At 43.0% G+C, this 12,525-nt stretch carries 10 protein-coding genes and 1 pseudogene; 5 read left to right on the top strand and 6 right to left on the bottom strand.

What is annotated here, in order from left to right:
* Window positions 1-155 precede the first annotated feature (155 nt).
* The 3 genes from ACLL8Z_RS02085 to ACLL8Z_RS02075 all read right to left on the bottom strand — a co-directional run bounded on the left by ACLL8Z_RS02085 (window position 156) and on the right by ACLL8Z_RS02075 (window position 2,357).
* Window positions 156-926, bottom strand: a complete 771-nt coding sequence (locus ACLL8Z_RS02085; protein ID WP_411273094.1) for a M15 family metallopeptidase — start codon at window positions 924-926, stop codon at window positions 156-158.
* A gap of 359 nt (window positions 927-1,285) precedes the next feature.
* On the bottom strand, window positions 1,286-2,011 hold the full coding sequence (gene recO / locus ACLL8Z_RS02080; RefSeq protein WP_411273093.1) for a DNA repair protein RecO: 726 nt from the start codon (window positions 2,009-2,011) through the stop codon (window positions 1,286-1,288).
* Window positions 2,001-2,357 carry a diacylglycerol kinase family protein gene (locus ACLL8Z_RS02075; protein ID WP_411273092.1) on the bottom strand — a complete coding sequence of 119 codons (357 nt, stop codon included), beginning with the start codon at window positions 2,355-2,357 and terminating at the stop codon, window positions 2,001-2,003. Before ACLL8Z_RS02075 ends, recO begins: the two co-directional genes overlap by 11 nt.
* Before the next feature lie 357 nt (window positions 2,358-2,714).
* Here ACLL8Z_RS02075 and ACLL8Z_RS02070 point away from each other — a divergent pair, with 357 nt between their 5' ends.
* Complete coding sequence (locus ACLL8Z_RS02070; protein WP_411273091.1) at window positions 2,715-5,051, top strand: efflux RND transporter permease subunit; 2,337 nt, start codon at window positions 2,715-2,717, stop codon at window positions 5,049-5,051.
* Window positions 5,052-5,137: 86 nt separating this feature from the next.
* Here the strand turns inward: ACLL8Z_RS02070 and ACLL8Z_RS02065 are convergent, their stop codons facing one another.
* Window positions 5,138-5,383: a signal peptidase gene (locus ACLL8Z_RS02065; RefSeq protein WP_411273090.1), complete on the bottom strand. Its 246-nt coding sequence runs from the start codon at window positions 5,381-5,383 to the stop codon at window positions 5,138-5,140.
* 420 nt (window positions 5,384-5,803) lie between these two features.
* On the opposite strand from ACLL8Z_RS02065, the gene ileS reads away from it, so the two are divergent.
* The 4 genes from ileS to ACLL8Z_RS02045 all read left to right on the top strand — a co-directional run bounded on the left by ileS (window position 5,804) and on the right by ACLL8Z_RS02045 (window position 11,665).
* On the top strand, window positions 5,804-9,211 hold the full coding sequence (ileS, locus tag ACLL8Z_RS02060) for an isoleucine--tRNA ligase (RefSeq protein WP_411273089.1): 3,408 nt from the start codon (window positions 5,804-5,806) through the stop codon (window positions 9,209-9,211).
* 2 nt (window positions 9,212-9,213) lie between these two features.
* Complete coding sequence (locus ACLL8Z_RS02055; protein ID WP_411273088.1) at window positions 9,214-9,597, top strand: TraR/DksA family transcriptional regulator; 384 nt, start codon at window positions 9,214-9,216, stop codon at window positions 9,595-9,597.
* Window positions 9,598-10,248 carry a lipoprotein signal peptidase gene (locus ACLL8Z_RS02050; protein ID WP_411273087.1) on the top strand — a complete coding sequence of 217 codons (651 nt, stop codon included), beginning with the start codon at window positions 9,598-9,600 and terminating at the stop codon, window positions 10,246-10,248.
* 409 nt (window positions 10,249-10,657) lie between these two features.
* Window positions 10,658-11,665, top strand: a complete 1,008-nt coding sequence (locus ACLL8Z_RS02045; protein ID WP_411273086.1) for an IS110 family transposase — start codon at window positions 10,658-10,660, stop codon at window positions 11,663-11,665.
* A 34-nt stretch (window positions 11,666-11,699) separates the two neighbouring features.
* On the opposite strand, the gene ACLL8Z_RS02040 is transcribed toward ACLL8Z_RS02045, so the two are convergent.
* Both ACLL8Z_RS02040 and ACLL8Z_RS02035 read right to left on the bottom strand, forming a co-directional pair.
* Window positions 11,700-12,260, bottom strand: coding sequence for a DUF3109 family protein (locus ACLL8Z_RS02040; protein ID WP_411273085.1), 561 nt, complete (start codon window positions 12,258-12,260; stop codon window positions 11,700-11,702).
* A gap of 157 nt (window positions 12,261-12,417) precedes the next feature.
* Window positions 12,418-12,525: pseudogene (locus ACLL8Z_RS02035) on the bottom strand (DUF3108 domain-containing protein); the annotation flags it as partial.

The raw sequence follows: 12,525 nt of genomic DNA, 5'->3' as shown, positions 1-12,525 counted from the left end.
CCAATCAGGCCTTCGCGAAGCTACCCCAGAGAAGTCAAGGGAAAACGGGCAAAAGGAAAATATCAGACCTTAACCAACTATAAACGTGCTATTTAGCCCTTAAGTTAATGACATTGGGGTTGGGGGGTGGATAAAACCCAATAACCTAAGACGTATTACATCAATTCCGGCCGGTATTCAAAATGCATAGTATCATAATGGTACCATTTGCCGCCCCATACAAAACCGTGCTTTTCGAAGACCCTGACAATCTTTAATGGAATGCTGTTATTATAGCCAAGCACCACATCTTCATTCTTGCATTTACAATCCCATTGCCAGTAATGGGTGAACTTCGTATTGATATCCATCGTCATGCCGAAGCTGTGCATACTCAGGCGGTTGGTTCCCGCGATTTTACGCCAGTTGAATGTTCCGGCAATTTTACTGAGGTAGGGCGCAAATTCCGGGTATTTATCCAGCTCTGCGGAGATCTTCTCAAATTTTTTATCCGCTCCATATAGAGTGCTTACCATTATCTTCTGCCCTACTAACTTTGGGCACCAGATTATCTCCTTAAGGTTTTCTTTAACCTTATCGGCAGACTCGCCGTAGAGCTTGAGAAAGAATGGCTCTACACGTATCCTGCCGGGATCGTAATTTACAGACAGTGGTATCTGCGCTTTTCGTTTCCGGTACTTATCATGGAACATATCTTCCAGGTCGGGCTCATCAAGGAGCTGCTGATAGGATTTATTCTTAATCCCGTCATCCCACTTCATTCGGGTACCGTCGGTAAATACGATGTGGTTATCCTCAAAACCAATAATGCTTTCTTTATAGTGCCTGATAAGTTTTTTTGCGTTGGTGGGGATTTTTGCGGCGGAGGCAGGTTGAATGATTAGAAGTGAAATAGTAACTAAGATCAGGGAGATGAGTTTTTTCATTGTTGGGGTAATTGGTATTTGTAATGGATATATAAATATATAAATGGAATTGGTAGAACTGAATTGCTGGAACGGGGTTGGTGTAAATGTTACAAGGCTGTTCCCCGATTTAGTCGGGCCTGCCTGCCGGCAGGCAGGGATCTCGTGCAGACGCGGCACAGCTCGCGTCCTCTTAAAATTGAAAATTCCCCAAGGCTCCTAACCACAGCGGAGCGGCTTTAAATTGCAAGACGAAATCCAGGCGAAACGAGCCGGTCGACACCCTATAGCTATCGGGTTGCGGCTGTGGCCGTGTGTCAATGACGAGATCCCCGAATAAATCGGGGAACAAGCTCGCACTGTCAACGGTCCACTATCAACTAACTAAGTACTTCCTCCAAAACCCCCACTGATCTTACCTCCCCAAACCCTTCAATGTGCAGCTGGTAATATATAAGTATTTTCTCCAAAAGCACTTTACGATCCGGGCCGGAGATATGAAGGTTTTGGAGGTTATCGAAATTCGAATTCAGGATGCTGATCCAGATCGCAGTAAATGGCGGTTCGATAATCAGGGGATGCGGGGGCTGTGACTTTGAATAGTTGCCGTCTTTCAGGTCGAACCAGGCAGCAGGGCTTGCAAAACTTTTATCGGGATAGAACCCGAGAAACCGCGTTAAGCGCATCAGAAAGTAAAGGTGAAAGTTTGCGAGGCCTGAATTCAGGCTGTCGAGGATCTCGATAGCGTGAAAAAGGAATTCAAATAATACGTCATCGGGTTCGTGCTGACGTAAGGATTTGTAAAGCACTTCGTTCAGGAACATGGTGATTGAACTCTTCACAATTTCATAGGGTATGCTCTGAAACACTGGCTGGTGGCGTAGTTCTGAAACACGCTGGAGATTACCTGAGGTTTTATGATAAACAATCATATCCAGCAGGTGCAGGGGCTGGAGACTATTTAGCCTGATCTTCGACTTTGGTTTCTTCACACCATTGATCAGGTAAGATTGCAGTCCGAACTTTTCGGTAAAGATCTGCACTACCACACTGCTTTCTGAGTAGTCGGTTACCTTAAAAACAATACCGCGGGTTTTATGGAGCATAAAGGATCTTAGGCAGCAAAATCATGATTGCAACGACCAGGGCAAAAATAGCGGATATCAATACAAGCCCTGCGAAGATATCTTTTATAATACCAGCTTTAGGATTAAACCCGGGCGAAACAAGGTCGACTATTTTTTCGACGGCCGTATTGGCTAATTCGCTTGTAAGCACCAGGGTAATTGCCAGCGCGATCCAAAGCCACTCCCCCGTATCCAGGCCCAAATAATACGAAAGCCCGATTACCGTTACTGCAGCGAAAACCTGAACCCGGAAGTTGATCTGGGTGCGGAAGGTGTGGAGGAGGCCGTGCGCCGCGAAATAGAAACCTCGGAAAAATTTGTTCATGGAATGATCTGTTACCAGTTGCCAGGTACCAGGCTGGACGCAAAAGCATAACGGTTAAGTTTCTAATATACCTATTATACAAACTAAGAACAAAGACCATTGATTTTTACTTTCCATCTTGTCTGCTTAGCCTGGCAACCTGCCTACCGGACAGGCGGGTAACTGAACCGTCTTTCTCTCCGCTTAACTGGTAACTGTTAATGGGTAACCGAACCGACTTTCTCTCCGCTTAGCCTGGTAACTGGTAACTGGTAACTATCAACTCCTAACTCACCATTCCCTTCAATTAACAAAGCTTCTAAATAAGAAATTCGTACTTTTGCCGCCTAGGCTTTTACCTTATTTAAACCGCTGCCCATGTGGAATAACTTTTCCAGGTTCATATTATCCAATCGCATATTAATTCTAGTGTTTTTCTTCGTGATTACAGCCTTTATGGCATGGAAAGCAAGTTTCGTAAAACTTTCATATACGGGCAGTAAGATCTTGCCAATGACGGATTCGGCTTTTATCAAGTATAACAACTTTAAGAGCAAGTTTGGTGAAGACGGCAACATGATGGTTTTGGGAGTAAGCTCTCCGCAACTGTTTAAAAAAGATAAGTTTAACGACTGGCAAAAACTGGGTAATGACCTCGGTAAGCTGGAGGGAATTAACACAGTCCTCTTTATCGGAAACCTTTTAAACCTAAGCAAAGATACCACCAACCAGCGGTTTGTTTTGAACCCGCTCAGCCCTAAGCCAATGGGCAGTGAAGCTGAAATGGATAGTCTCAAAAAGCAGATTTATGATCTTCCTTTTTACGAAGGATTGCTCTATAATAAAGAAAGCCATGCCACACTCATGGCAATCAACTTTGACCATAAGATTCTTAATTCAAACCGCCGGGCGCCAATAATCAAGAGTATCCGGGATAAAGCAAGTGCTTTCAGTACCAAAAATAATATTGAAGTTCATTATTCGGGACTGCCGTTTATACGTACAGCGGTCAGCCAGTTGGTGTCGCGGGAATTTGTGTTATTTCTCGGCTTGTCGATCCTGGTAGCTGCGATCATTCTATTCATTTTTTTCAGAAGATTTTATCCGGTACTGTTTCCCATTCTGCTCGTTGTGGCGGGTGTGATATGGAGCCTGGGAACGCTCGTTATGTTTGGATATGAAATTACTATTCTTACCGGGCTGATACCTCCTTTAATTGTGATCATCGGTATTCCAAATAGTATACTATTGCTGAACAAATATCATAATGAACTGAGAAAGCATGGTGATAAAGCCAAGGCTCTTCACGTTACAATCCTGAGAATCTCTGAAACAACCCTGATAGCTAATATTACAGCAGCGATTGGTTTCGGCGTTCTCTATTTTACCGGGAGCGCATTACTTGTGGAATTCGGCCTGGTTGCTGCCCTAAATGTCATGGCGACCTGGTTCATCTGTTTATGCCTCATCCCTGTCATTTTCAGTTACCTGCCGGTACCAGAGCTAAAACCGCAGGAAGAACACGACAAAGATCTGCTCCACCGGATGCTTGTAAAAACGGATGAGCTGGTACATAAAAAAAGCAGACTGATTTATATTGCTACGGCATTGATCACCGTCATTTCAATCATCGGCGTTTTGAAGATCGAAGTAAACGGGTATGTGGTTGACGACCTTCCACAGAATTCGCCTATCAATCGCGACCTGAAATTCTTTGAGAAAAATTTTGAGGGGATACTGCCTCTGGAGTTAAGCATTGATACGAAAAAGAAAAACGGGGTATTGAATTTATCAACGATCAAGAAAGTTGACCGCGTTGAAGAAATGATCTCGGCATATCCCGAATTCTCGAGATCGGTTTCGCTAAACAAAGCATTGAAGTATGCCTCACAGGCATTCTATAATGGCGACCCTCAGTTTTACCGTATCCCTAATGATATGGAGAAAAACTTCGTACTCAGCTACCTGGGCAATTCAGGCGGTAATAACAATATGCTCAATGGTTTTGTAGACAGCAATAAACAAGTGGCCCGGGTGAGTTTCCAGATGGCGGATGTTGGCTCGAGCCGGATGAACACCTTGCTTAAAGAACTGAAGCCGAGGATAGACTCAATTCTTGACCCAAAGCGCTTTGATGTTCTGCTTACGGGATCAAGTATCATTTTCTCCAAGGGTACTGACTATATGCTCAGACACCTGATGGAAAGCATTATCCTGGCCATAGTGCTGATCTCATTACTGCGCCTGGCTCAGTTCAAAGATCTGCGCATTATGTTTATATCACTTCTGCCTAATGTTATTCCGCTAATAATTACTGCAGGTCTGATGGGCTTCTTCAACATACCGTTAAAACCTTCTACCATACTGATCTTTACTATAGCATTTGGACTGGCTTCTGATCAGACCATTTATTTTTTAACCAGATATCAGCAGGAACTACAGTCGACAGACCTCAGTACATCCCAGGTTATTTCTGATACCATCCGGGAAACCGGCGTCAGTATGACCTATATAGCTTTGGTATTATTCTTCGGGTTTGGGATATTTACCGCTTCGACTTTTGGAGGTACAATGATCCTTGGTTTATTGCTTTCAATCACCCTGATCATTGCATTGGTATCGAACCTTACGCTTTTACCTGCCCTGCTGGTTTTGCTTGATAAACGCAAGATCAGGAGGGATGCGAAGGCTAAGGAGGAAACCTGGGACATTTAATTAGCGGGCAGTTGAAGCTGACACTGACCTGAACGTCGTGTTAGAAACTCAATTTGCCAATGAACTACGCCAAAGAATTTCAACCGTCACTTTTCAGCCGTTTTCTCCTGTTCCGGTTCTGCAGCCCTGTTATCCAAAATAGCTTTTCTATCCATTTTACGGATCAGGCTATATAGTATATAAAGGAAGCCTGCCCCGAAGGCTACGGTACCGATGATCATCGACCAGCCGTACTTAAATAATTCTTCTTCCATGAGGTAATAACCAAGGAGGACAAAAGCAACCCCGATAATAATCAGCACGATGCCGCGGCGCATGTATTTGTTAAGCATAAATTTTTATTTATTTACAAATATACAGTTTATCTATTTTAAGGTTTGGGTTGGTACGTTTTAAACGCAAAGTTTGATATAAGGTAAGGCCTATAGTGCGAAATGCAGCAATCTACCTACTTGGGTATAGTAACACGGAGTCCACAGAGTTTTCACGGAGTGCAAGATGCTTTTTAAATTTGTCCTCGTGCTCTCCGTACCTTCCTCAGTGGTCTCAGTGGTTAATCCTGCATACAACGTGCATAGACATCCGGCAGATTACAGTTCAAAGCAGGGCGCAGAAACACATAGGGCCGCCTCTGTATAACACCAGGCTGTAAAATATTGCCCTGTCCCCACACGACGATTATAACACAAAATCTAGGTTTCAACCCTTAATATTCTTAACTTTGCATCCTCAAATTTAGGCTTAAAACACTGATGTACAAAGAATATAAGCAGCTTGATCTTTCGAAAACTGGCAAGGAGATATTAGAATACTGGAAAAAGAACCGGATTTTCGAGAAAAGTATTACAAACAGGCCTGCTTCAAAGTCTTATATATTTTACGAAGGCCCCCCATCGGCCAATGGAATGCCGGGGATACATCACGTAATGGCCCGCACTATCAAAGACATATTTTGCCGCTATAAAACCCTTAAAGGTTATCGCGTAAAGCGTAAAGGGGGATGGGACACACATGGCCTTCCGATTGAGCTCGCCGTTGAAAAGAAGCTGGGAATTACCAAGGACGATATCGGCAAAACTATTACAGTTGAAGCTTATAATGCTGCCTGTCGTACGGAGGTAATGAAATTCACAGATGTGTGGAACGACCTGACGGAGAAAATGGGTTATTGGGTAGATCTGAACAATCCTTATGTAACTTATGAAAATGAGTATATCGAGACCCTCTGGTGGATCCTGAAACAATTTTATCAAAAAGGATTTTTATACAAAGGTTATACGGTACAACCTTATTCTCCAGCTGCCGGAACGGGACTGAGCTCTCATGAGCTTAACCAGCCCGGCACCTATAAAATGATCAAGGATACCTCAATTGTTGCTGAATTCCGTATTAATAAAGACCAGCTACATCCGCTGTTACCGGTTCTTTTCGAAGATCCTTCTGAAGATACAGCCATTATCGCATGGACCACAACACCATGGACCCTTCCTTCCAATTGTGCGCTTGCGGTAGGTTTATCTATAGATTATGTTAAGATTAAGACTTTCAACCAGTATACCTTTGCCCCGGTAAGTGTAATACTTGCGCGGGAACTGGTGTCAAAATATTTCAAAGCGGAAGCTAAAAACCTCCCTTTCGGGAATTTTAAAGCCGGCGACAAATTGATACCCTGGCAGATTGCAGCCGAATTTAAGGGTGCTGATTTAATAAACTTGAAATACCATCAGCTGATGACCTATGTCAGCAATGAGAATTTGGAAAAAAATGCGTTCAGGGTTATCCCGGCAGACTTTGTAACTACCGAAGATGGTACCGGCATAGTTCATACCGCTTCAATTTTCGGTGCGGACGATTTCAGGGCTGCGCGTGAGAACAATGTTCCTTCTGTGATGGTGACTGATGAAAAAGGAAATGAACTTCCATTAGTGGATAAGCAGGGGCGTTTTGTGCAGGAAGTAACTGATTTTGCCGGGCGGTATGTGAGAGAAGAATACTATAGCGATGAGGAACGTAATGATCCTGAATTCAGGGCAACGGATGTACTGATAGCGATAAAACTTAAAGAAGACAATAAGGCTTTTGACGTTAAGAAATATGAGCACAGTTACCCGCATTGCTGGCGGACTGATAAACCTGTATTATATTATCCTCTTGACAGCTGGTTCATAAAAACTACTGCTGTAAAAGATCGTCTTGTAGAGCTCAATAAAACCATCAACTGGAAACCGGAATCAACCGGTACGGGGCGCTTTGGCAACTGGCTGGAAAATCTGGTAGACTGGAATTTGTCGCGTTCAAGATACTGGGGCACCCCCCTTCCTATCTGGAGAACAGCGGATGGTGATGAGGAGCTTTGTATCGGTTCTATCTCTGAGCTTCGGGCAGGGATAGCGAGGTCGGCTGAGGCCGGTTTTATGGATGCATCCTTCGAAATCAATGATATGCACCGCCCTTTTGTGGATGATGTGGTTCTTGTATCGCCGAAAGGCAAAAAAATGTTCCGCGAGCCAGACCTGATCGATGTCTGGTTTGACTCTGGTGCCATGCCCTATGCGCAATGGGGGTTACCTCCAACGGAAGCGGGTAAAAAGGGCAACATCAGCCCGAAAGAGTTTATCGAATACTGGAATACTCATTCCGGCGATGGTAAAGATGCGGGATCTATTTATCCTGCAGATTTTATTGCAGAGGGCGTGGATCAAACCCGCGGGTGGTTTTTCACGCTCCATGCTATCGCAGTAATGCTGAATGATAGTGTATCGTTTAAAAATGTGGTGTCGAACGGATTGGTACTGGACAAAAATGGAAATAAAATGTCCAAACGTCTTGGCAATGCCGCTGACCCATTTGCGACAATTGATCAGTATGGCGCAGACGCCACACGATGGTACATGATCAGCAATGCTTCGCCTTGGGATAACCTGAAATTTAACAGTGAAGGAATTGATGAAGTGCGCAGGAAATTCTTCGGCACTCTGCATAACACTTATGCATTCTTTGCATTATACGCTAATATTGATGAATTTAATTATAAAGAAGCCGATGTTCAGGACCGCCCTGAAATTGACCGTTGGATTATTTCTCTGTTAAATTCATTAAGTCGTGAAGTTGACAAGCATTACGAAGATTTTGAGCCTACCCGGGCTACCCGGGCTATTCAGAGCTTTGTAGACGAAAACTTAAGCAATTGGTACGTGCGTTTATGCCGCAGGCGATTTTGGAAAGGTGAATACACAGAAGACAAGATCTCAGCATACCAGACACTTTATACCTGCTTGAATACGATTGCCAAGTTGATGGCGCCAGTTGCTCCATTTTTCAGCGACCGGTTGTTTAACGATCTTAATAAAGTATCGGGGAAAGAGAATGCAGAATCTGTCCATTTATCTGACTTTCCTGAATTTGATAAGGCGCATGTAGATAAAGCCCTTGAAGAGCGGATGGCTATAGCACAGGATGTTTCCTCGCTTGTTCTTTCATTACGCAAAAAGGTCAGCATAAATGTTCGCCAGCCTCTAAGCAGGATACTTATCCCGGTGCTTGATAAAAAATTTAAAACTAAAGTTGAGAACGTGAAGGATCTGATCCTTTCTGAAACCAACATCAAGGATATTGAGTATATTACCGATACGGCAGGATTTATCAGTAAAAAGATTAAACCCAACTTTAAAGCTCTCGGCCCGAAAGTGGGTAAAGATATGAAGATTGTAGCTGCGGCATTAACCGGCCTTTCACAGGACGATATCAACAAATTTGAATCTGACGAAAAGTTTGATATTCCGGGAACCGGTTATTCTGTTGATATTGAAGATGTAGAAATTGTTGCCGAAGATGTACCCGGTTGGCAGGTCGCAAATCTTGGAAAACTAACTGTTGCCTTAGATGTTACACTTACCAGTGAACTGAAACAGGAGGGCATTTCGAGGGAACTGGTAAACAGAATCCAGAACATGAGAAAAGAGAAGGGCTTTGAAGTTACCGACAAGATAAATGTACTTGTAAAAGACCACCCTTACTTTTCAGAGGCTGTGAGAAATAATTTACCTTATATTTGCGCGGAAATTCTGGCAGACTCCATGGAGCTTGTACTGGAACTCGATAACGGTGAACGGGTGGATATTGATGAGAATGATTTAATGGTATTAATAAAAAAAGTATAGACATGGAGAAGAACGTAAAAACTAGATATTCCGACTCAGAGTTAGTTGAATTTAAACAACTTATTTTAGAAAAATTACGCAGTTCAAAAGAAGAATTAGGTGCTTTAACACAATCGTTAAGCAACCCAAATATGAATGGTACCGACGACACCGCCGGAACGTATAAGACTCTTGAGGATGGATCAGCGACCCTGGAAAAAGAATCAATAAACCAGCTTGCTGCGCGCCAGAAGAAATTTATTGATAACCTGGAAAGTGCATTGGTACGTATAGAAAACAAAACCTATGGTGTTTGTCGTGAAACGGGGAAACTTATACCTAAAGAACGTTTACGTGCGGTTCCGCATGCAACCCTCAGTATGGAAGCTAAACTGAAGCAGTCATAAATGAAAGCTTATTTCAAGCCTTTTCTTGCTATCGTCTTAATCTTACTTGTTGACCAAATTCTAAAGTTCTGGATAAAGCTAAATATGGCTTTAGGTCAGGAATTCAAGATCCTCGGCGATTATGCAATGATCCATTTCACCGAAAACAATGGCATGGCCTTCGGGATGGAGTTTGGCGGTGAAGCCGGTAAACTTGCATTGACGCTCTTTCGGATAGCCGCAGTTTGCGGTATAGGCTATGGAGTAGTTTATCTCATTAAAAAGAAATATCACAGGGGATTGATTATGAACCTTGCACTGATATTTGCAGGAGCTATGGGCAATATAATTGATTCTACATTTTATGGCTTGATCTTCAACGAAAGCAGCTACTACGAAGCTGCGAAGTTTTTGCCTGCTGAAGGTGGTTATTCCAGTTTGTTTCATGGGAAGGTAGTAGATATGTTTTATCTGCCGCTTTTACAGGGAGTATACCCTGCCTGGTTCCCTTTTTGGGCAGGTGAAGAGTTTATTTTCTTTCGTCCGGTATTTAATGTAGCAGATTCAGCAATATCAATCGGTGTTGTAATGATACTAATCTACCAAAAACGGTATTTTAAAGAAGAGAAGAAAGAAGAGCTGTATCCACATAGTGAGATGATTGAAGAGTAAATCCACCCCCTAAACCCGCCTGCGGGGGACACTGGGCGCATAACCCAATCGTATAAACATACACTATTAGTGGGCCTTCGCCCGGTGTTCTTAAACTGAATATTTAGGCGTTTTGCTAAACCCCGCCTGCCTTTAGATTAGCAAACAATAAGAGACAGAGTTATTATTGTTATTGCAGATTTTCTTTTTGCTACTTTTTCTTTTGTTAAAAACTTGGATTTTTGTGGAAAAAGTTAACACTGACAGAGTCGATTTATCCCGCCGGCCAGGTTACCAGACCTATCCCCCGATTGAAAACTCTGTCAGTTGTTTAAACAAGCATCAAATAGAAATTAGAGTATAAGACTCATTAGTAAGGTATTGACTGTGTTTAAACTTGTTAACTCTCACTGTTAAAGATTGTAAAATTATGAATTGGAAGTATTTTATCGGCATTGACGTATCAAAATTATCATTGGACATCTGTGTACTGGCTGGAAAGGAAAAAGTAAAGGTTGCCACCATAGAGAATGATCCAAAAGCACTACACGCGTTTTGGAAAGACATGTGCAGGAGTTGTGAGGATTTCAGCACCAGTGAAATCTTGTGCTGCCTGGAGCACACAGGTATCTATAACGAACATCTATTATCTTTTCTCTCTGCCAGGAAAGTGGATATCTGTTTGGAGAATCCGACGCACATCAAGCTCTGCGGAGGATTGCTAAGAGGTAAGAACGATCAGATCGATGCCTGGCGCATTGCTATGTATGCATACCGGGAAAAAGAGTCTCTCAGACTGTGGGAAGCCCCGCGTTCGGTGATCAGGACCTTAAAGCATCTCTCGGCTCTGAGAAACCGTTTGATCAACGCAAAAAAGATGTTATCAGTTCCCGGCAATGAGATCAAGGGCTTTGACAAACAGGCCGCTAAGCTGATGATTAGTTTGACTAAGAATACCGCCAAACAGATTGAAAAAGATCTTAAAGCGGTAGAGGGGCAGATGCATGAAATCATCCAGAAGGATTCCACTTTAAAACGATTATTCACCATTACCACTTCTGTGGGTGGAGTCGGACCAATAACGGCCATCGCCATCATAATCACCACGAATGAATTCAAAAACATTAATCAAGCACAAAAGTATGCATGTTATGCTGGGATTGCACCCTTTGAGCATTCATCCGGAACTAGTGTTAGGGGAAAAACCAGGGTATCCCACAAGGCTAACAAAAGCGTCAAGACCTTATTACACATGGCGGCTTTAACGGCCATACGGTACAATACTGATATGAAGAATTATTACGATAGAAAAGTAAATGAAGGCAAGAACAAAATGCTGGTCATCAATGCCGTGCGAAACAAATTAGTTCACCGGATTTTTGCCTGTGTAAATCAAAACCGACCTTATGAAAAAAACTATCATTATATGCTTGTTTAAACCATAGAAATCGGGGGTAGGGAGTGGATGGCACTTAGTCGCCAATGTTTCCCAAAAGCTCTTTATACCACTCTTCTCCATATTTTCGAATGAGCGGCTCTTTAAGAAATTCATGAACTGACACTTTGAGTTCCCGGCCGAATGAGCAGGCATCACTGCAAATATTCCAACGGTCGTAGTGCAAAACATCAAATTCGGGGTAAGTGGTTATTCGTATAGGATATAGGTGGCATGATATAGGCTTTTTCCAGGCAATTGCGCCCTGTTCATAGGCTTTCTCAATTGCACATTTGCTGATCCCATTTTCCCAGGTTACATAGGCGCATTCCTTATTCGTATCAATACAAGGAGTGGTATAATCCCCTTCGAAATCTTTTACATAAGTTCCCACCTCTTCAATTACAGCAATACCTTTTTCTGTCATGTAAGGCTTAACTCGCAGGTATATATCATCCATTACAGCCAATTCTGACCGTTCAAGCGGAGCACCGGAGTCGCCCTCGATACAACATGCCCCCTGACATTTATTCAGGTTACAGACAAAGTTTTCTTTGACTATGTCCTCGTGGACGAGAGTATGTTGGACTTCAATCATGGGGTTGAACGTTGTACGTTATACGTTGTACGTTGTACGTTATACGTTATACGTTGTACGTTATACGTTTGGGCGGATATGCGTCCGGTACGCTTGGTGAAATCCCTGCCTGCCGGCAGGCAGGTTGATACTTGATACATGCTACTTGTACTTAATACTATTTTGATGCTGTTAGGGGATATTTCAAGCCTTTAGCGGACATCAGTTCTAAAGTTACCGAGCCGACCAATATTTCCACCTGAGCTTTTACAGGGATCCGGTTTGC

Source organism: Daejeonella sp. (genome assembly GCF_046590655.1).
Classification (GTDB): Bacteria; Bacteroidota; Bacteroidia; order Sphingobacteriales; family Sphingobacteriaceae; genus Daejeonella.
Note: the sequence above shows the minus strand (reverse complement) of the source record. Positions and strands in the feature narration are given on the sequence as shown.